Here is a 21,771-nt window from a genome sequence, read left to right as displayed (position 1 = left end):
GCCCTGTGCTTCTTGGGGAATCACTTCCCCGGGCAGCGTGGGATTCGCGCCGTTACGCACCCTTCTGGGCGGGATGGAACCGGTGCGCCGGCCGTCACGCCGACATGTGGAGCGGACACGGACGCTGCCCCACAGTGAGGGCCTGCCCGGACGGGATGTCCTCCAGCGGCAGCCCAAGCGTCGGGAAGTACGCGCTTGGGTGAGGTGGGACCGGACACATCGCACCGGGGGGGCTCCTCCCAGCGCGCGTCAGGGTCCTTATAATCGAAGTGCCTTTTCACCCCGTGGAGGAGGGCGGCTCCCCTCCGACACGAGCCGAACGCGCGGTCCCACTCCGCGGCGGGGTCCCGAAGGGGCTGAAGCATCGCGATTGTCGTCGCCTGGGACCTCTTCGGAGTGGGTGTGGAATGGCCTTCCAGCCCTCCAGGTTCACCATGTTGGCCCCCCGGAAGCACGCGACCGTTCGCGTCCTCCTGTGAGGCTACGAGGGAGAGACATGAAGGACGCTGAGAAGGGCTCGTGGGTCTCCAGGATCGCCGCGTTCCAGGACGTGAAGACCTACGCGGAACTCAACTGGGAGGGCTCTTTCGAGGACTACCTCGAAATCGTCCGCAAGAACCCCAAGGTCACCCGCACCGCCTTCCAGAGGATCTACGACATGATCCTCAGCCACGGGAAGTCGGAGTACATCGACAACAAGAAGAAGCTCACCCGCTACCACTTCTTCAGCGACGAGCGCTTCGGCGGCCGGGACGCCATCTTCGGCCTGGACGTGCCGCTGATGAAGCTGGTCAACGTCTTCAAGTCCGCGGCGCAAGGCTACGGCACGGAGAAGCGCGTCATCCTCCTGCACGGCCCCGTGGGCTCGTCCAAGTCCACCATCGCCCGCCTGCTCAAGAAGGGCATGGAGGAGTACTCCAAGACGCCGGAGGGCGCCGCCTACACCTTCTCATGGCTCACCGACAAGAAGCAGCCGGACGGCACGGTGACGAAGGAGAAGATGAAGTGCCCGATGAACGAGGAGCCCCTCAACCTCATCCCCCGTGAGTGGCGCGACAAGGTCTTCTCCGAGCTGTCCCCGCCCGAGTCCGGCTACACGATTCCCAACGGCTGCGAGCTGTGCCCCGCGTGCCGCTTCGTCTTCAAGGAGCTGATGACCCAGTACGGCGGTGACTTCGCCCAGGTCATGGGCCACGTGCACGTCAACCGGCTCATCTTCAGTGAGAAGGACCGCGTGGGCATTGGCACGTTCCAGCCCAAGGACGAAAAGAACCAGGACTCCACCGAGCTCACCGGCGACATCAACTACCGGAAGATCGCCGAGTACGGCTCGGACTCCGACCCGCGCGCCTTCAACTTCGACGGCGAGTTCAACATCGCCAACCGCGGCGTCATCGAGTTCGTCGAAGTGCTCAAGCTGGACGTCGCGTTCCTCTACGACCTGCTCGGCGCGTCGCAGGAGCACAAGATCAAGCCGAAGAAGTTCCCTCAGACGGACATCGACGAGGTCATCATCGGGCACACCAACGAGCCCGAGTACAAGAAGCTCGAGAACAACGAGTTCATGGAGGCCTTGCGCGACCGTACGGTGAAGATTGACATCCCGTACATCACCAAGCTCGCGGAAGAGGTGAAGATCTACGAGAAGGACTTCAACTCCCGCGCCATCAAGGGCAAGCACATCGCCCCGCACACGCTGGAGATGGCCGCCATGTGGGCCGTCCTCACGCGCCTGGAGGAGCCCAAGAAGCACAACCTGTCGCTCCTGCAGAAGCTCAAGCTCTACAACGGCAAGACGCTCCCCAACTTCACCGAGGACAACATCAAGGAGCTGCGCAAGGAGTCCGTGCGCGAGGGCCTGGAGGGCATCAGCGCCCGCTACATCCAGGACAAAATCAGCAACGCCCTGGTGAGCGACAAGGGCGAGGGCTGCATCAACCCCTTCATGGTGCTCAACGAGTTGGAAGCCGGCTTGAAGACGCACTCCCTCATCAACACCGAGGACGCGCGCAAGCGCATGAAGGAGCTGCTCACCACGGTGAAGCAGGAGTACGAGGACATCGTCAAGAACGAGGTCCAGCGCGCCATCAGCGCCGACGAGGACGCCATCGGCAAGCTGTGCGGCAACTACATCGACAACATCAAGGCCTTCACCCAGAAGGAGAAGGTCCGCAACAAGTACACCGGCATCTACGAGGTGCCGGATGAGCGCTTGATGCGGTCGATTGAAGAGAAGATCGACATCCCCGAGAGCCGCAAGGACGACTTCCGCGGGGAGATCATGAACTACATCGGCGCGCTCGCCGTGGAGGGCAAGACCTTCAACTACCGGACCAACGAGCGGCTGCACAAGGCGCTGGAGCTGAAGCTGTTCGAGGACCAGAAGGACAGCATCAAGCTCAAGAACCTGGTGTCGTCCGTCGTGGACAAGGAGACCCAGGAGAAGATCGACCTGGTGAAGGACCGGATGATGAAGAACTACGGGTACTGCGAGATCTGCTCCACGGACGTGCTGAACTTCGTGGCCAGCATCTTCGCCCGCGGTGACGCCAAGGAGTAACGCCTAGCGACTTGCCTCAAGAGGGACGTGACACCGTGACCTTGAAGATCCACCAGGACCACTCCCGCTTCAAACAGATCGTCCGCGGGAAGATCAAAGCCAACCTGCGCAAGTACGTGCAGAAGGGCGAGATGCTGGGCAAGAAGGGCAAGGATGCCATCAGCATCCCCATCCCCTTCATCGACATCCCGCGCTTCAAGTACGGCCACAAGGAGCAGGGCGGCGTCGGACAGGGTGACGGTGACGTGGGTCAGCAGCTCGGCCCCGGGGCGGTGGAGCCCGGGGACGGGCATCAGGCCGGCCAGGGCGAAGGCGATCACGCCCTGGAGGTGGACGTCACGCTGGAGGAGCTGGCGCAGATTCTTGGCGAGGAGCTCCAGCTGCCGCGGATCGAACGGCGGCAGAACGAGCGCATCGTCACGCAGAAGGTGAAATACACGGGCGTGAACACCACGGGCCCGGAGTCCCTGCGCCACTTCAAGCGCACCTTCAAGCAGGCCCTGAAGCGGCAAATCGCCACCGGCACCTACGACCCGAAGATGCCGGTCATCATCCCCACGCGCGAGGACCGGCGCTACCGCAGCTACAAGCTGCAGGAGCTGCCGGAGACCAACGCGGTCATCATCTACATGATGGACGTGTCCGGTTCGATGGGGGACGAGCAGAAGGAGATCGTCCGCATCGAGAGCTTCTGGCTCGATACGTGGCTCAAGCACCAGTACAAGGGGCTGGAGTCGCGCTACATCATCCACGACGCGGTGGCCCGCGAAGTGGACCGCGACACGTTCTTCCACACCCGCGAGTCCGGCGGGACGATGATCTCCAGCGCGTACAAGCTGTGCCGGGACATCATCCAGGCGGACTACCCGAAGAGCGCGTGGAACATCTACCCGTTCCACTTCAGCGACGGGGACAACTGGAGCGCGGACGACACGCGCCAGTGCATCGAGATGCTCCGCAACGACATCCTCCCGCAGGTGAACCAGTTCGCCTACGGGCAGGTGGAGTCGCCCTACGGCAGCGGGCAGTTCATCAAGGACCTGCGCGAGGCGGTGGGTGACACGAACAACGTCTCGTTGAGCGAGATCGCGGACAAGGACGCCATCTACGCCTCCATCAAGGACTTCCTCGGCAAGGGGCGCTGACAAGGCGCTTCTGTCTCATCCCCCACCGGAGCCACCGCCCCATGCCCAAGAGCCTCACACCGCGACTCGCAGCGCTGCGGGATGAAATCCACGGCTACGCCAAGGAATTCGGCCTGGATTTCTTCGACACCGTCTTCGAGATGGTGAGCTACGACGAGATGAACATGGTGGCCGCCTACGGCGGCTTCCCCACCCGCTATCCCCACTGGCGCTGGGGCATGGAGTACGAGCAGCTGGCGAAGGGGTACGAGTACGGGCTTTCGAAAATCTACGAGCTCGTCATCAACAACGACCCCTGTTACGCCTACTTGATGGAGAGCAACCCGGAGGTGGACCAGAAGCTGGTGATGGCCCACGTCTACGGTCACTGCGACTTCTTCAAGAACAACTTCTCCTTCCGGCACACCAACCGCCGGATGATTGACGACATGGCCAACCACGCCACCCGCGTCCGGCGGTGGGTGGACAAGATTGGCGTGGAGAAGGTGGAGGACTTCATCGACCGGACGCTGTCGCTGGAGAACCTCATCGACCAGCACGCGCCCCACATCCGGCGCAACCCGGATCCGCAGCGCGCGGAGGAAGAAGCGAAGTCCAACGAGCGCGTGGAGGGCTTCAAGGTGAACCGCGAGTACATGCGCGGCTTCATCAACCCTTCGGAGTTCATGGACTCACAGCGCAAGCGCGCGGAGGACGAGAAGCAGCAGCGCAAGCGCTTCCCGGAGCGCCCTCAGCGCGACGTGCTCTACTTCCTCCTGGAGCACGCGCCGCTGGAGCCGTGGGAGGTGGACATCCTCTCCATCCTGCGCGACGAGGCGTACTACTTCGCGCCGCAGGGCCAGACGAAGATCATGAACGAGGGGTGGGCCAGCTACTGGCACTCCACCATCATGACCCGCCGGGCGCTGCGGGACGAGGAGATCATCGACTACGCGGACCACCACTCCGGCACCATGGGCGTGCGCCCCGGCGCCATCAACCCGTACAAGCTGGGCATCGAGCTGTGGCGGGACATCGAGGACCGGTGGAACAAGGGCAAGTTCGGCAAGGAGTGGGACGAGTGCGATGACCTTCGCGCGCGCCAGGCCTGGGACAAGAAGCTGGGCGCGGGGCGTGAGAAGATCTTCGAGGTGCGCAAGCACTACAACGACATCACCTTCATCGACACGTTCCTCACCGCCGAGTTCGCCCAGCAGCAGAAGCTCTTCGTCTACGGCTTCAACGACAAGCGCAACTCGTGGGAGATCTTGGACCGCGAGTTCCGCAAGGTGAAGAACAAGCTGCTCACGTCACTCACCAACTTCGGCCAGCCCATCATCGAGGTCGTGGACGGCAACTACGAGAACCGCTCGGAGCTGCTGCTCGCGCACAAGCATGACGGGCAGGACCTGAAGGGAGACTACGCGCGGGAGACGCTGCGCAACCTCCAGTCCCTGTGGCGGCGGCCGGTGAACATCATCACCCGCTACGACGGCAAGGGGACCCTGCTGCGCTACGACGGGCAGCACCACTCGGAAAAGAAAGTGGAGCTGTAAGTCTTCCGAGCCTCGGGGGCCTCAAGCAGGCAGGCGGGCTTGGGAAGTGCGGTCAGGATTTGGGCGGAGGACCAACAGTCCTCTACACTCCTGTATCGCCCCCCATGAAGACCGCTTCCCTCCTCTGCCTTGCCGCCCTCGGGGTGGCTTCGACGTCCGAAGCCGCCACCCAGTTCGAAATCAAGAACCGCCGCATCGAGCCGCGCCAGACGCTGGCGGGCGCGCTGCACGACGCGCAGCTGCCCGACGAGCAGGTGACGGCGGTCATCTCCGCGCTGGAGGGCGTGTTCGACTTCCGCAAGTCGCGCGTGGGCGACCAGTTCCGGCTGGTGATGAAGAACGGCGAGCTGGACTTCTTCGACTACCGCCAGAGCACCGTGGACGAGTGGCAGGTGCGCCGCGACGGGGAGAAGTACGTCGGCAGCAAGCGCTCCATCGAGGTGGAGAAGCAGGTGTCGCTGGTGTCGCTGGAGATCAGCTCGTCCCTGTACGAGGCGACACTCGCGGCCGGAGAGGACCCGTCCATCGGACTGGTGCTGTCGGACGTGTTCGCGTGGGACATCGACTTCTACCGGGACGTGCGCAAGGGCGACAAGGCCAAGGCCCTGGTGGAGAAGTTCGTCTCCAAGGGCCGCGTGCTGCGCTACGGCGAGGTGCTGGCGGCCACGTATGAAGGCGGCCTGGTGGGCAACAAGCGCGTGTTCCGCTACGTGCTGCCCAACGGCGAGGCCAACTTCTTCCAGGAGGACGGCGCCAGCGCGAAGAAGACCTTCCTCAAGAGCCCGCTGAAGTACGCGCACGTCACCAGCAGCTTCGGGTCGCGCTTCCACCCGGTGCTCCAGTACGTGAAGAACCACAACGGCGTGGACTACGGCACGCCCATTGGCACCCCGGTGTGGGCCGTGGCGGATGGCACCGTCGTGTCCGCGGGCAACGCGGGCGCCGCCGGCAACATGGTGGTGCTGCGCCACGCCAACGGCATGGAGACGCAGTACATGCACCTGTCGCGCTTCGGCGACGGCGTGCGCTCCGGCCAGCGCGTGCGGCAGAAGCAGGTGATTGCCTACTCCGGCAACACCGGCCGCTCCACCGGCCCGCACCTGCACTTCGGCCTGAAGCGCAACGGCACCTACGCCAACCCGCTCACCCAGAAGTTCCCCCGCGCGGATCCGCTGCCCAAGGAGCTGACGGCGGACTTCCTCGCCAAGGCGCAGGACATGGCCCAGCAGATTGACGCCGTGTCCGTGGCCGCCGTCGCTGGCAAGGCGGGCCCGCCGCCCACCGCCACGAAGTAGGCGCCAAACGCCTTGCCTTGACAGCCCCCGGGCCCCCTCCCCTTCACGGTGGAGCGGGGCCCGCCGCTTTTCGCCGAGCCGTCAGGTCCACTCGATGAGGAACTCGGAGTCGCCCAGGCACCGCTCGGTGCCCCGCACGCTGCCCTCGCGGTGGAGCGCGCTGAGGGGGCCGACGAGGATGCCCTCGTGGACCTCCACGGGCAGCAGGTCGCCCTTGAAGACGAGCCGCACGCGCTTGTCGCCCAGGGCCTGGTACTCGCGCTGCCCGTAGCTCACCGCGGTGGAGTACGACGCGGGCGCGTTGCCATAGAGGCGCTTGGGGTCTCCGCCGCCAGAGGTGAGGCGCAGGAGCGTCTGCCCCACCGTGGACTCGAAGAACGTCCCGACGATGGCCTCCCCGCACGCCCGCAGGGCCGCGTCACGCGTGCCGAACTCCGGCTGGAGCGCCTCCGACGCGAAGGCGAGCAGCCGCAGGAAGTCCACCGCCGGGTAGGAGAAGAAGTCCACGGGGCTGCGCTGCATGAGCGGCGCGCGCAGACGCTCCGCCGCGTCACGCCCCAACCGCTGGTGCACGAGCCGCAGCACCGCCGCGAAGCTCAGCCCCCGCACGGTGTCCCCCGGCCGGGTGAGGGCAATGCGCTGCTCCAGGTCATCCAGGGGGAGGGACATGCACAAAGCGTTTTACCCTACTTCCGCGTGATTCCGGTCCCTCTCACGAGGTCGATGCGGATGTCTGTCATTCCCTGGGGCCGCGCTGCGTCACGGCGGGTCCCCGAGCACCTTCCCTCCCTGACGGGGGAAGCGGCCGACCCCAGGCGTGGGACGTGGGTTTCCCCTGCCCTGGGCTGGCGTGACACGGTACCCTTCCGTCATGGGCGTCCCGCGTCAAAAGCGCGGGCGCCTGCACAGTCCATCAACCCCCTCGCGACCTTCGAGACGACCGACTTATGGCTCCTCCCGCCTCCGCGCGCCCCGCATCGCCCCCGCCCTCCGCCTCGGGAACCCCCGAAGACAGCGGCCGCACCGGGCTCGACGCGGCCAGCGTCCGTCGCGGCTTCTTCGAACACGTGCGCTATTCGCGCGGCAAGAACCCGGAGACGGCCACCCCGCACGACCGCTTCATGGCGCTGTCCCTGGCCGTGCGTGACCGCCTCACGGACCGCTGGGTGAAGACGGCGCGCACCTACTACGAGCAGGACGTCAAGCGCGCCTATTACCTGTCCGCGGAGTACCTGTTGGGTCGCGCGCTGGGCAACAACCTGCTCAACCTCAACATGTACGAGGCCGCGGCCGCCGCCATGCAGGAAGTCGGCGTGGACCTGAGCCAGCTCCTGGAGATGGAGCCGGACGCGGGCCTGGGCAACGGCGGTCTGGGCCGGCTGGCGGCGTGCTTCCTGGATTCGCTGGCCACCCTGGGCTACCCGGGCATGGGCTACGGCATCCGCTACGAGTTCGGCATCTTCTCCCAGGACCTGGTGGAGGGACACCAGGTGGAGCGCGCGGACGAGTGGCTGAAGTTCGGCAACCCGTGGGAGATCGTGCGGCCGGAGAAGGCGGTGCCGGTGCGCTTCTTCGGGCGCGTGGAGCACCACCAGGGTCCGGATGGCCGGCCGGTGGCGCGCTGGGTGGGCGGCAAGACGGTGATTGGCGTGCCGTACGACACACCCATCGCGGGCTACGGCAACAACACGGTCAACACGCTGCGGCTGTGGCAGGCGCGCGCGAGCGCGGAGTTCGACCTGCTGCTGTTCAACGCCGGTGACTACGAGCGCTCCGTGGTGGAGAAGAACGACTCGGAGGTCATCTCCAAGGTCCTCTACCCCAACGACGCGTTCCAGGCCGGCAAGGAGCTGCGCCTCAAGCAGCAGTACTTCTTCGTGGCGTGCTCCATCGCGGACATCGTCCGGCGCTACCTGAAGAACCACAACGACTTCCGTGACTTCTCCCGGAAGGTGGCCATCCAGCTCAATGACACGCACCCGGCCATTGGCGTGGCGGAGCTGATGCGCGTGCTGGTGGACGAGAAGCGCCTGCTCTGGGACGAGGCGTGGTCCATCACCCAGGAGACGTTCGGCTACACCAACCACACGCTGCTGGCGGAGGCCATGGAGCGCTGGCCGGTGTCGCTGTTCGAGCGGCTCCTGCCGCGTCACCTCGAAATCATCTTCGAGATCAACCAGCGCTTCATGCGCCAGGTGCAGATCCGCTACCCGTTCGACGTGGAGAAGCAGCAGCGGATGAGCCTGGTGGAGGAGGGCCCGGAGAAGAAGATCCGCATGGCCCACCTGGCCGTGGTGGGCAGCCACAGCATCAACGGCGTGGCCGCGCTGCACACGGACCTGTTGCGCCGCGACGTGCTGCCGGACTTCGCGCAGATGTACCCGGAGCGCTTCAACAACAAGACCAACGGCGTGACGCCGCGCCGGTGGCTGGCGTGGTGCAACCCGCGCCTGTCCAAGCTGATCACGAGCCGCATCGGTGAGGGCTGGGCCACGGACCTGGACCAGCTCCTGAAGCTGGAGGCGCACGCGGAGGACCCGGAGTTCCGCAAGGCCTTCCGCGAGGTGAAGCGCGCCAACAAGGAGGAGCTGGCCCAGCACGTGAGGGACTTGCGCTGGGTGCAGCTCAATCCGGACGCCATCTTCGACGTGCAGATCAAGCGCCTGCACGAGTACAAGCGGCAGCTGCTGGACGCCGTCCACATCGTGGCGCTGTGGATGAAGGCGCGGCGCGACCCGGCGAGCGTCATCACGCCGCGCGCGTTCCTCTTCGGCGCGAAGGCGGCGCCGGGCTACCACCTGGCGAAGCTGACCATCCGGCTCATCAACGGCATCGCGGAGGTGGTCAACAGCGACGCGGGCGCCACGGGGTTGCAGGTGGTGTTCCTGCCCAACTACCGGGTGAGCCTGGCGGAGCGCATCATCCCCGCGGCGGACGTGTCCGAGCAGATTTCCACGGCGGGCTGGGAGGCCTCCGGCACGGGCAACATGAAGCTGATGCTCAACGGCGCGCTGACGCTGGGCACGCTGGACGGCGCCAACGTCGAAATCCGGGACGCGGTGGGCGACGAGAACTTCTTCCTCTTCGGCCTGACGGCGGACGAGGTCATCGCGCGCAAGAAGGCCGGCTACAAGCCGCGCGAGGTGTACGAGTCCAACACGGAGCTGCGCGAGGCGTTGGACCTCATCCGCTCCGGCTTCTTCTCGCCGGAGGACCGCAACCTCTTCCAGCCGCTGGTGGACAGCCTGCTCAACGAGGACCGCTACCTGGTGCTGGCGGACTTCGCGTCCTACGCGGCGAAGCAGGAGGAAGTGGCGCGCGCCTACAAGGACACCGAGTCCTGGACGAAGAAGTGCATCATCAACGTCGCCCGCGCGGGCATCTTCTCCTCCGACCGCACCATCAAGCAGTACGCGGAGGAGATCTGGCGCGTGCAGCAGACGAAGGTGGAGTGACGTTCCGCTGAGCACCGGCAGCCCCAGCCTCCTGGGGCTGCCGTGTCGTCAGCCGCTCAGGCGGCCTTGTTGAGCCACGCCTCGTACGCGCGGAAGTCGTAGTCGCGGCCGAGGAAGTGGTTCACGAGGCGGGCGGCGTCGTCGGAGCCGCCCGGCTCCAGCACGGCGCGGCGGTAGGCCTGCGCGGGCTCGGGGTTGAGCAGGCCCTTCGTCTGGAAGACCGTGAAGAGGTCCTTCGCGATGACCAACGACCACATGTACGTGTAGTAGTTGGACGAGTACCCATCCAGGTGCCCGAAGGTGAGGTGGAAGTACGTGCCCTCCAGGTACGGGAAGGGGATGTACTGGCCCTGCAGCTCTCGCACGAGCGCGGTGGCGTCCAGGTCCTTCGGATCGCGCCGGTACAGCTCCAGGCTGAGCGCCGCGTAGAACATCTGCTGGCGCACGAAGAGGCCCTTGCCGAACTCGTCCGCGGCGAGCATGCGCTCCACCAGCTCCGCGGGCAGCGCCTCCCCCGTCTGGTAGTGCTTCGCGAAGGTCTGCAGGCACGTGACGTCGCGCGCCCACTCCTCCAGCATCTGCGACGGGGCCTCCACGAAGTCCCACTCCGTGCGCACGCCGGACAGGCCCGCCCAGCGCGTGTGGCCGCCGAAGATGTGGTGCAAGAGGTGGCCGAACTCGTGGAAGAACGTCTCCACGTCGCCGTGCTGCATGAGCGCGGGCTCCGTGCCGGGCTTGGGGAAGTTGCAGATGAGCGCGCCTTCCGGAAGCCGCCGGCCTGACTTGCCGCTCGTCAATGTGAACTGGGCCGCGTGCTTGTACTTGTCCGCGCGCGGGTGCATGTCCAGGAAGAAGCGGCCCTTGAGCGTGGTGCCTTCGTAGACGTCGTAGACCTCCACGTCCGTGTGCCACACGGGCACGTCCTTCACGGGCTTGTAGGTGACACCGAAGAGGCGCGCGGTGAGGTCCAGCACGCCCTGCTTCACGCGCGTGTATTCGAAGTAGGGGCGCACCGTCTGCGAGTCGAAGGCGTACTGCTCCGCCTTCACGCGGTCATCCAGGTGGCCGGAGTCCCACGGGTTCACCTTGTCGGCGTTCGGGTCGTCCTTGCGCTTGCGCTCCAGGAGCACCGCGTAGTCGCGCTTCATGCGCTCTTCGGACGCGTCGGCGATCTTCCGGATGAAGGTGCCTGCGGCGTCCGCGGTGCGCACCATCTTGTCCTCGGTGGCGTAGGCGGCCCAGTGCGGGTAGCCCAGCAGCGTGGCCAGCTCATGGCGCTTCTGCACCAGGCTCTGGAGCACGTTCACGTTGGCGGGGTAGCCGCGCTGGCGGTTGGCGCGCCAGAGCTCTTCGCGAGCCTTGCCGTCGCGCGCGTAGGTGAGGAAGGGCACCAGGTCCGGGTAGTCCGTGGAGATGCGCACCTGGCCGTCCTCGCCGGGGGCGTGCGCGCGCACGTAGTCCTCCGGCAGGCCGTCCAGCGCGGACGGGGGCAGCGACACCTTGCGGGTGTCCTGGCTGATGTTGCGGCTGAACTCCTGGCCAATGCGGACAAGCTCCTCCTGGAGCGCCTTCACCTTCGCGCGGGTGGCGTCGTCGCGGTCCACACCGGCGCGGCGGAAGTCTCGCAGCACCTTCTCCATCCACTTGCGCGTAGCGGCGTCCTCGTTGGACAGGTCCACGCGCGCCAGGACGTCGTAGACGCCCCGGTCCATGCGGATGTCGTTGGCCAGGTTCTCGATGGCCTGCTCGGAGGCTTCCGCGGCCTCGCGCAGGGCGGCCTCCGGGTGCGTGTGGCGCACGACGCTGGCGCGCGCGGCGGCGTCATCCAGCGCGGCGGAGGACTCGTCGAACACCTCCAGGACCTCCTTGGGGGGCGTGGAGGCGGGCAGCGTCTTCAGTCGCGCGATGCCGTCGCGGGCTCTGGCCAGGGCCTCCTCGCTCGCGCGGCGGAACTCCTCCGGCGGGCAGGTGACGTGGCGGGCGGCGTCGGGGACCAGGGGCTCGGACACAGGTAAGGCTCCTCTCAAGCCGTGGGTGTCAGGAAAGTGCCCAAAGCTAATGCGCTCCGCCGGCCCTGGCAGCATCCGTGTGGCGTGGCGCGGGCGGTTGCCGGGCAGTGGACGCCCTCCCCTGCCCCGTCCGTCGGGCGGCGGACGGGCGGGCGGTGCCCCAACGGCGGAAGGCCGCCCCGGCGTGCGTGCCGGAGGCGGCCTTCCTGGGACTTCAGCAGGGGTGGGACGGAGGCGTCAGTAGAACTCGAGCGGGCTCGAGGAGTTCTGTGGCTGCCGGACAGCGCGGGTCACGAAGTCGTTGACGTTGTTGTCCGTGTCATACCCATTGCCTCGAACGGCGTCCGCGCCGCCCACCGCCATGGTGGCGGAGGTGGAGGCGGACACGGCCTTGCGCTCGATGCTCCCGCCCGACGCCGGATGGCTCGGAGCCTTGGTGCCTTCGGAGGAGTCCGCGGTTCCCCAGCCCAGTCGGTCCACATCCACGTACGTCGAGCCCACGAGGCGCTGGATGCGGACGTTGCCACCCGCGGTCGTGGAGGCCGACATATCGAAGCTGTTGTAGCCGACGTCCCTCGCGGCCGCGCCAGTGCTGGGGTAGGCCGCCCCGCCCAGGAGGAAGTAGCCGTGGGCGCGAATGACCTTCCCGGCCGGAATGGTGACCGCGGCGCTCCAGGTGGGCCCGGTCGCGGACTTGTAGCTGACCTGCCAGTTGGACAGGTCCACGTCCGCGTTCGTCGGGTTGTAGAGCTCGATGAACTCGTCCGTCGCGGCCCCGGTGAGGCCCCCGCTGACCTCACTGATGACCACGTGGTTCGTCAGCGCGGCCTTGCCCACCGTCACCGAGCCGTAGGTACCCGCGGGAGGATCCACCTTGCCGAACTGATCGCAGTACACCCACTGCTCGCCCGTGAAGCGGTAGCGGAAGCCGTAGCTGTACGTGCCAGCCGTGGGGATCTGGAGGACCGCCTTCATCTCGTCGTTGTTCGAGTTCGGCGTGGTGAAGCCCGTGTTGAAGGCCGCCGCCGTCCACGTCCAGCCCGCCGGGTTGGTGGCGTCCGTGCCGTAGCCCAGCTGCGCCTCGATGAAGGGGTAGGAGTCGTTGCCCTTCGTGTTCCGCTGCGTGACGTCGTAGCTGTAGAACTGGCTGAAGATGTCGTAGCTGTCGGTGGTGCTGATGGTCGCCGGGTAGGCGCCGTCCGGCGACGGGAACGTCTTCGGGTACTGGATGGCGCACCAGTTCAGCGGCTTCTCCACGTTCATGCCGCAGTCGTCGTTGGCCTGGCCCGGCGTGCCCCGGTCCCCGCCGGACAGGCTGCCGGTGGACTCACACCAGTACCAGGCCTGGGCGCTGCCCTTCGTCCCGATGATGCTGGACGCGAGGCTCATGGCCCGGCCCGTCGCCTGGGGGAACGCGCTCGTGTACGTGAGGCTGTCCACCGTCACCGTGCCCTGCTTGAGCGTGATGGAGCCGGTGCTGTCCATGAACACGTCGATGCCGTAGTCGGTGTTCGCCGACACGCCACCATTGCGCGTGAAGTTCGCGTCCTGCGCGAGCACCGTCCTCCCTCCGGGGGGCACCAGCAACGTGGGGTTGTGGAGCACCGTGAAGGACGAGGCCGTGCCCGCGCCGTCCACCAGGTTCACCACCAGGCCGTGCGCATCCAGCAGCTTCGACGTGGTGTTGGTCAGCTCCAGGTACTCCGTGGTGCCCGCGGAAGGCGAGTGCATCACCTCCGAGATGACCAACTCGCCCGCGCCCGGGTGCGGCGCGTTGGTGCACGCGCCCGCGTAGCAGACCGCGTCCGCGCCGGTGCAGGCCTGGAGGGACCCCTCGCCGTCCTCACAGGTCGGCGAGCCGTTCCGCACCACGCACACCGACGAGAACACCTCCAGCGAATAGCCATCCTCCGTGCACTGGGGCGCGGGCGGCGTGCACACGTAGCCATCACACGGGTTGGTGGTGGCGGCGCTCGCGGTGGCGAGCATGCTGGCGTTGCCCGCGCCGTCGAACGTCCTCAGCGCGAAGTGGTACGTCGTGGCTGCCGTCAGGCCGGTGACAGTGAAGGACTCCGCCGTGCCCGCCGTCCGCGGCGCACCCACGCCCGTCAGGAGCGTGGCCACGCCGAAGGTCGCGTCGTTGAGGGGGAACGTGGCGTAGCGCAGCTCGTAGCTCGCGGCCGTGCCCAGCACACCGTCATCACCGGGGGCCTGCCAGTCCAGCCGGATGCTGGCACCGTCCACCGCCGTCGCGCTGAAGCCCGCCGCGGCGGCCGGCGACTCCACGTCGGAGACGATCAGGTCCGCCGACGTGACGGTCTGGAAGTCGTCCGCGCTCACCCGGAGCTGGTACGTGCCTTCGTCGTTGATGCTGAGCTCGCCGAAGGTGGCCACGCCGCCCGTGGTGGTGCGCGTGGGGATGCCCTGGGCGAAGGTGCCGCCCACCAACGCCAGCTGCACGTCGGCCGACGCGTCGGTGCGGGTGTTGCCGTAGGCGTCCTTCACTGCCACCTGGATGTCCGCCAGCGCCTGCCGCACCGAGCCCGTCGTGGGCGCGGAAGCGAAGGTCAGATGGCCCACGGCCGCCGGGATGATGGAGTAGGTGTGCGAGGCCGTGAGCGACGCGTCCGCCACGTCCTCCGCGGTGACGGACTGGTCCCCGGCGGTGCGCAGCTCCACGCTGAAGGTGTGCCGGCCCTCGTCCAGCAGGGTGAACGTATAGGCCCCGGGCAGCACCGCCTGCGCGTCCGTGGAGGAGAAGGTCACCGTGGACGCGTAGTCCTTCGCCACGTTGCCGTAGGTGTCACGCGCCACCAGCTCGTAGCTCAGCGACTGGCCCGCGCCGAAGGGGCCCGAGCTCGCGACGGCATCGAGGACCGCGGCCGCGCCAGCCCGCACGTCCACGTCCACCGTCACCGTGAGGGCCGGGGTGACGGTGTCCGTGGCGGTGAAGGTCCGCGCGCCCGCCGTCTTGAACACGAGCCCGGAGACGGTCTTCTGGCCCTCGTCCGAGGGGGCGAAGACGGCGTCCGCGGGAATCTCCGCCTGCGCGTCCGACGACGTGAAGTGCACCGTGCCGGTGTAGTCCTTGAGGATGTTCCCGTAGACATCCGTCGCGGACAGGGTCACCGCGAGCAAGGCGCCCGCGTTGACCGGCGCCTGGAAGGGCGCCAGCACCAGCTTCGCCGCGGCGCCCGCGCCCACCGTGAAGGACTGGCTCACCTTCGTCAGCGCACCCGCCGTGGCAGTGAACGTGAACGTACCCGCCGTATCCACGCGCAGGCCAGGGAACGTGGCCACGCCGTCCACCGCCGTCACCGTCACCGCCGGGAAGCCGGACTGGCCGGTGAGGGTCAGCGTCACCGCCGTAGTGGCCGTGGAGACGACGTCGCCGCGCGAGTCCAGCAGCGACACGGCCACGTTCGCGAGCGCCGAGCCCGCGGTGCCGTTCGACGGCTGCGGCGTGAACGCCAGCTGCGCCACCTGCGGATCCGACGTCGACACCGCGAGGCTGTCCGACCGCGCGGAGTTGCCGTGCGCGTCCGTCACCTTCAGCGCCACGTGGTACGTCTGGCCCGGCGTCAGGCCGGAGAGGTTCGCGGACTGCACCGTGCCCGCGGGCACGGGGGCGGCGACGGTCACCGGCGTCGCCGCGTTGAAGGCCGCGTCCGTGGTGATGGCGGACGTGGAGTAACGAAGCTCCTGCGACGCGAGCTGTCCCTGCACACCGTCATCCCCCACGCCCGTCCACTGCACGGTGAGGCCCGTCTCCGTGGCCCCCGTCTGCGTCAGCACCGGCTTCGCGGGCGCCACGTCATCCACCACCTGCACGTCCGCGCTGCTCACGTCCTGCAGGCCCTGCGCGGAGGCCACCAGGTGCGTGGTGCCATGCCCCGCGATGCTCAACCCCGTGAACGTCGCGACGCCGTCCACCGGAGCCGCGCTCACGGCCCCCGCGAGCGTGAAGGCCCCCGCCGGCAGCGACAGCTTCACCGCCAGCCCGGTCGCCGACACCGGGTTGCCGAAGGCGTCCTGGACCGCCACCTTCACATCCCCCAAGGACGCGTGCGTCGACACCGGCGAAGCGGGCTGCTGCGTGAACACCAGCTTCGAGGGCGCCGCGGCGGACACGTCCACGGGCTGCTCGAACGAGAAGTCCCCCGCGCTGTCCGCGATGGTCAGGAACTGACGCCCGGCCGTGCGGAAGGTGATGCCCTGGAACTTGAACCTGCCCGCGTTCGCGGCGGTGAACGTGTGAGCGGCGGGCAGCGTCGCGGCCGCGTCCGTGGACGTCAGCGTCACCGTGCCCGAGTAGGTCGTCACCGTGTTGGAGTACTGGTCCTTGAGCGTGACATCCAGGTCCTGCGCCACGCCCGCCGTGGCGGTCTCCAGCAGGGTGCCCAGCCCCAGCCCCGACACCGCGCCCGGCACCACCGAGATGAAGTTGCTGGTCACGGCGATGCAGCCCGGAGCTTTCGCGATGAAGTTTAGGATGCCGCTCGCCTTCTTCAGCACCACGTCCGAAAAGGTCGCGACGCCGTTCACCGCCGCCACCGTCAGCCGCCCCTCCGGGAGCACGATGCCGCCCGAGCCCAGCGACAGCGTCACCTCCGCCGTGCTGTCCGTCACCAACGCGCCGGCGCCGTCGAGCACCTCCACCACCAGGCCTTCGAGCGGCACGCCCACCATGCCGTCCGGCAGTGTCGCGCGGAACGCCAGCCTCTTCACGGTGCTGACGCTGGCGAAGTCCACCGTGGCCGTCTGGGTGAGCGGCACGCTCTTGCCGGTATCATCCAGCACGGAGGCCTTCACCGTCTTCACGCCCGGCACCGTGGAGGACACCCGCGCCCTCGCCACCCCGGTAACGTCGGTGATGGCCGCTGACTCCAGGACGGAGGCGCCCTCCCCCTCCACCGTCACCGTCACCGTGCGCCCGGACAGCCGCGAGCCGTCCGCCTTGCGCAGCGCCGTCACCGAGACGACCGCCACGTCCTGGCCGTTCGCGAGCACCCCCGTGGGCCGGTCCACCGTCACCGTGGAGGCCGCCACGTCCACCACGCCGTCCACCTCGGGCGGGGGCTGCGGGGAGGTTCCAGAGTCATTGCAGCCGAGTGACAGGCCCAGACACAGCACGCTCAACCCCAGACAGCGGGCGAGCACAGCGATCCGTGGGGACATGGAGGTCTCCGTCCAGCGAGCAGCCCCGCGCGGCAGCGTGCACTTCACGCAGGGTTGCAGTGCTTTCTAGCAGACCTCCCCCGGCCCCCGCTAAACAGGGCCGGGACTTTGCACACACTGGAATCAGCCGTTGATGGCCTGGAGCACCGCGGCGCCGCCCAGGAGGGACTGGCCGCCGTCGCAGACCATGATGGCGCCGGTGATGAAGGACGCGGCGTCCGAGGCCAGGAAGAGGGCCAGCCGGGCGATGTCGTCCGGGGTGCCGAAGCGCTGCAACGGCAGGGCCTCCGCGAGCTTCTGACGCGAGCCCTCCGACGGAGCCAGGCGGCTCATGCCCTCCGTGCCCTCAATCGGGCCCGGGGTGATGGCATTGACGCGCACGCCCGTGCCGCCCCACTCGATGGCGAGCACGCGGGTGAGCATGTCCACGCCGGCCTTCGCGGCGCACACGTGGGCCTGCATGGCCATGGGCAGGTAGGCCTGGGGCGCGGAGATGTTGATGACGGCGGCGCCCGGCTTGCGCAGGTGCTCGAAGGCGGCGCGCGACACGTTGAAGGTGCCCAGCACGTCGATGTCCATCACCGCCTTGAAGCCGTTGGAGGACATGCCCAGCACGGGCGCGGGGAAGTTGCCGGCGGCGCCGCACACCAGCACGTCGATCTCGCCGTACGCGTCCCTCACCTGCTGGAGCGCCTTCTCCACCGACGCGTAGTCGCGCACGTCCGCGGCCACGCCCATGGCCGTGCCGTGGGCCTGAAGGCCCTTCACCGCGCCCTCCAGCTTCTCCACGTTGCGGCCGTTGATGGCCACCTTCGCGCCCGCCTTCACGAACGCGGTGGCGATGCCGAGGTTGATGCCGCTGCTGCCGCCGGAGACGAACGCCGTCTTGCCCTTGAGCAGCCCATCCTTGAACACGCTGTCCGCCATGGAATCGCTTCCTTTCGAAATCAGCCGAACTCCACGACCTTCTGCCCGAAGAGGCGGTCCACCGCGAGGAGCAAATCGTCGTTCACCTGCACCTTGAGGGTGGTGCCGGAGATGTGCGCCTCCGCCTCCCCGGGGAACAGCACGCTCACCGCCACCGGGGTCGCGCCCGCGTACTTCTTCGCCAACTCGTTGAGCTTCGCCAGCCGCTCCTCGGTGACGATCTCCGCGGGCAGCCGCAGCTCCAGGCGCTTGGTGCGCTTCTCACGCACGGCCTTGAGGCTCTGGATGTCCTCGACGATGAGCTCCGCGGTGGGCGTGTTCTCGTCGCGCTGGGAAATCTGCACCGTGCCGGTGACGAGGATGGGGTCGTCCGACTTGAGCAGGTGCTCCCAGTGCTCGTACCCCGGCTTGGGGCCCTGCTTGGACCACTTGCCGTCCTTGCCCATCACGTTTCGCGTGCCGTCCTTGCCCGGGAAGCACACCAGCTCCGTGGAGCCAGACAGGTCTTCAATGGTGACCCACGCCATGCGCTTGCCCGTCTTGGTGGGGCGCTCGCGCAGCACGGTGATGATGCCCGCCACGGTGAGCTTCTCGTCGCGGCGCGCGCGCTGCACGGCGGTGATGGGCCGCGCGTAGCGCTTGAGCTCCTTCTCGTACTGATACAGCGGGTGGCCGGACACGTAGAAGCCGATGGACTCCTTCTCGAAGGCCAGGCGCTCCTTCTCCGGCCACTCCTCCACCGCCGCGTAGTCATCCTTGAGGCCGGTGCCGGAGGACGCGGGGCCCGCGAGCATGCCGAACAGCGAGCTCTGACCGGCGGCCTTGTCCTTCTGGCTGGAGGAGCCGCGGTTCATCGCGCGCTCGATGGTCTCGAAGAGCTGCGCGCGGGGGCGCTTCTCGAAGTCGAAGGCGCCGGCCTTGACCAGCGCTTCCAGCACCTTGCGGTTGACGCGGCGGCCGTCCACGCGCTCGCAGAAGTCGAAGAGGCTCTTGAAGGGGCCTTCCTTACGCGCCTCCAGGATGGACTCGATGGCGCCCTCGCCCACGCCCTTGATGGCGCCCAGACCGAAGCGGATCTTCCCCTCCACCGCGCCGAAGGCCATGTCGGACTGGTTCACGTCCGGCGGCAGCACCTGCGTGCCCGACTCGCGGGCCTCGCCGATGTGCTTCACCACCTTGTCGGTGTTGTCCTTCTCGCTGGTGAGAAGGGCGGCCATGAATTCGCACGGGTAGTGGGCCTTGAGCCACGCCGTGTGGATGGTGACCAGGCCGTACGCCGCGGAGTGGCTCTTGTTGAAGCCGTACTCGGCGAACTTCTCCATCAGGTCGAAGATTTCGCCCGCGACCTTCAGGTCCACGTTGTTGATCTTGCAGCCTTCGAGGAAGCCGGCCCGCTCGGCCTGCATGACCTCGGCCTTCTTCTTGCCCATGGCGCGGCGAAGAAGGTCGGCGCGGCCCAGGGTGTAGCCTCCCAGCACCTGGGAGATCTGCATCACCTGTTCCTGGTAGACGATGACGCCGTAGGTGTCCTTGAGCACCGGCTCCAGGTTGGGGTGCGGGTAGGCCACCTTCTCCCGGCCGTGCTTGCGGTTGATGAAGACGTCCACCATGCCGGAGTCCAGCGGACCCGGGCGGTAGAGCGCACCCGCGGCGATGACGTCTTCGAAGCAGGTCGGCTTCAGCTTCATCACCATTTCGGTGAAGCCGCTGGACTCCATCTGGAAGACGCCGGCGGTGTCGCCCTCCGCCATCAGCTGCCACATCTTCTCGTCGTGCAGCGGGATTTCGTGCCGCTTGATGTCCTTGCCGTGGTTGCGGTTCACCAGGTCCAGCGCGTGCTGGATGACCGTGAGCGTCTTCAGGCCGAGGAAGTCGAACTTCACCAGGCCCGCGGCCTCCACCTCGTCCTTGGCGAACTGGGTGATGAGGATCTTTTCGCCGGGCGGCTGGTAGACGGGCACGAACTCCCAGAGCGGCTTGTCCGCGATGACCACGCCCGCGGCGTGCATGCCGGGCTGGCGGTGCAGGCCCTCCAGCGCGAGCGCGATTTCCAGCACGTCCTTGGTGGTGACGGGGTTGCCCTCCACCTCACCGATGTTCTGGGGCTTTTCGATCATCTCCTTGAGGCGAGGCTCCATCTCGATGGCCTCCTTCAAGGTGATGTTGAGGACTTCGGGCACCAGCTTGGCGATGCGGTCGCCTTCGCTGAAGGGCAGGCCGAAGACGCGGCACACGTCGCGCAGCACGCTCTTGGCCTTGAGCGAGCCGAACGTGATGATCTGCCCCACGTTCATCTCGCCGTACTTGCGGCCCACGTACTTGATGACCTCGTCGCGCCGGTCCTGGCAGAAGTCGATATCGAAGTCCGGCATCGACACGCGCTCCGGGTTGAGGAAGCGCTCGAAGAGGAGGTTGTACGGGATGGGGTCCAGGTCGGTGATGCGCAGCGCGTAGGCGACGAGCGAACCGGCGCCGGAGCCACGGCCCGGGCCCACCGGGATGTTGTGGTCCTTGGCCCAGTTGATGAAGTCCTGGACGATGAGGAAGTAGCCGGAGAAGCCCATGCGCTGGATGACGCCCAGCTCCAGCGTGAGGCGCGCCTGGTACTGCTCGCGGTCGATGGGGTACTGGCCTTCCAGTTCCTTGAAGCGCTGGCGCAGGCCCTCGTAGGCCAGCTCCGACATGAAGGAGTCCGGGGTGTGGCCGTCCGGCACCTTGAACGTGGGGAGCATGGGCTTGCCCAGCTTCAGCTCCACGTTGCACATGTCCGCGATGCGCATGCTGTTGTGCACGGCCTCCGGCGAGTCGGAGAAGAAGCCGAGCATCTCCTCCGGGCTCGTGACGTAGAGCTTGTCGGTGGAGTGGCGCAGGCGCTTGTTGTCCGCCAGCGTCTTGCCGCTGGCGATGCACATGAGCAGCTCGTGCGCCTTGGCGTCCTCGCGCTTGATGTAGTGCGCGTCCGCGGTGGCGACGAGCGGGATGTCCAGGTCACGAGACAGCTGCTTCAGGTTCTCGTTGGCCTTGTCCTGCTCGACCATGCCGTTGGACTGGACCTCCAGGTAGAAGCTGTCGGGCTCGAAGATGCCCTTGTATTCGGCGGCCACGCGGCGGGCGTGGTCCATGTCGCCGCGGAAGCACGCGCTGGTGACTTCACCGCCCAGGCACGCGGTGAGGCCGACCAGTCCCTTGCTGTGCTCCGCGAGCACCTGCTTGTCGATGCGCGGGTGGTAGTAGAACCCGTTCATGTACGCGGTGGAGGACAGGTAGCGCAGGTTCGCGTAGCCCTCCGCGTTCTTGGCCAGGAGGATGAGGTGGTGGGCCACCTTCTCCGAACGGTCCTCGCGCCCCTTGGGGCCCGCGACGTAGGCCTCCAGGCCGAGGATGGGCTTGATGCCGGCGTCCTTGGCCTTCTTGTAGAAGTCGATGGTGCCGAACATGTTGCCGTGGTCCGTCACGGCCACGCTCGACATGCCCTTCTCCTTCACCGTCTTGATGAGGTCCTTCATCCGGATGGCCCCATCCAGCAGCGAATAGAGGGTGTGGAGGTGAAGGTGGGTAAAGGACATGGGCGTTCCGGCTCCCGGTGAAGAAAGAGGCGCCTGAACACTAGAGCCCGCAACCCCTGCTCGCCAGTCCAGTGACGGGGCTGGAAGAAAGAAGCGGGACG

General features: G+C 67.2%; 10 protein-coding genes. 5 read left to right on the top strand and 5 right to left on the bottom strand.

Annotated elements, in window-relative coordinates; genetic code table 11:
* The first annotated feature begins 496 nt into the window (after window positions 1–496).
* The 4 genes from D7X30_RS29280 to D7X30_RS29265 all read left to right on the top strand — a co-directional run bounded on the left by D7X30_RS29280 (window position 497) and on the right by D7X30_RS29265 (window position 6,535).
* Window positions 497–2,560 (top strand): PrkA family serine protein kinase, encoded by a 2,064-nt coding sequence (locus tag D7X30_RS29280; protein WP_120566271.1) that lies wholly within the window; start codon window positions 497–499, stop codon window positions 2,558–2,560.
* 35 nt (window positions 2,561–2,595) lie between these two features.
* Window positions 2,596–3,705 carry a DUF444 family protein gene (locus tag D7X30_RS29275; protein ID WP_120566270.1) on the top strand — a complete coding sequence of 370 codons (1,110 nt, stop codon included), beginning with the start codon at window positions 2,596–2,598 and terminating at the stop codon, window positions 3,703–3,705.
* Window positions 3,706–3,746: 41 nt separating this feature from the next.
* Window positions 3,747–5,240: a SpoVR family protein gene (locus D7X30_RS29270; protein ID WP_120566269.1), complete on the top strand. Its 1,494-nt coding sequence runs from the start codon at window positions 3,747–3,749 to the stop codon at window positions 5,238–5,240.
* A 104-nt stretch (window positions 5,241–5,344) separates the two neighbouring features.
* A complete protein-coding gene (locus D7X30_RS29265) occupies window positions 5,345–6,535 on the top strand; it encodes a peptidoglycan DD-metalloendopeptidase family protein (protein ID WP_120566268.1) in 1,191 nt (396 codons plus the stop codon).
* A gap of 81 nt (window positions 6,536–6,616) precedes the next feature.
* On the opposite strand, the gene D7X30_RS29260 is transcribed toward D7X30_RS29265, so the two are convergent.
* Window positions 6,617–7,204 carry a DUF2378 family protein gene (locus D7X30_RS29260; protein WP_120566267.1) on the bottom strand — a complete coding sequence of 196 codons (588 nt, stop codon included), beginning with the start codon at window positions 7,202–7,204 and terminating at the stop codon, window positions 6,617–6,619.
* A gap of 278 nt (window positions 7,205–7,482) precedes the next feature.
* Here D7X30_RS29260 and D7X30_RS29255 point away from each other — a divergent pair, with 278 nt between their 5' ends.
* On the top strand, window positions 7,483–9,990 hold the full coding sequence (locus D7X30_RS29255; protein ID WP_120566266.1) for a glycogen/starch/alpha-glucan phosphorylase: 2,508 nt from the start codon (window positions 7,483–7,485) through the stop codon (window positions 9,988–9,990).
* Window positions 9,991–10,046: 56 nt separating this feature from the next.
* Here D7X30_RS29255 and D7X30_RS29250 read toward each other — a convergent pair whose 3' ends face one another.
* From D7X30_RS29250 to dnaE, 4 genes are all read right to left on the bottom strand, one after another.
* A complete protein-coding gene (locus D7X30_RS29250) occupies window positions 10,047–11,999 on the bottom strand; it encodes a M3 family metallopeptidase (protein WP_120566265.1) in 1,953 nt (650 codons plus the stop codon).
* A gap of 237 nt (window positions 12,000–12,236) precedes the next feature.
* Window positions 12,237–17,177, bottom strand: a complete 4,941-nt coding sequence (locus D7X30_RS29245; RefSeq protein WP_147443352.1) for a lamin tail domain-containing protein — start codon at window positions 17,175–17,177, stop codon at window positions 12,237–12,239.
* A 123-nt stretch (window positions 17,178–17,300) separates the two neighbouring features.
* On the bottom strand, window positions 17,301–18,104 hold the full coding sequence (locus D7X30_RS29240) for an SDR family oxidoreductase (protein ID WP_120566263.1): 804 nt from the start codon (window positions 18,102–18,104) through the stop codon (window positions 17,301–17,303).
* Between the two features lie 20 nt (window positions 18,105–18,124).
* Entirely contained in the window at window positions 18,125–21,670 is a 3,546-nt protein-coding gene (dnaE, locus tag D7X30_RS29235; protein ID WP_120566262.1) for a DNA polymerase III subunit alpha, read from the bottom strand.
* Between the last annotated feature and the right edge of the window lie 101 nt (window positions 21,671–21,771).

Source organism: Corallococcus sp. AB011P (assembly GCF_003611605.1).
Taxonomy (GTDB): domain Bacteria; phylum Myxococcota; class Myxococcia; order Myxococcales; family Myxococcaceae; genus Corallococcus; species Corallococcus coralloides.
The sequence above is the reverse complement of the archived record's forward strand: the minus strand, read 5'-3'. Positions and strand labels throughout refer to the sequence as shown.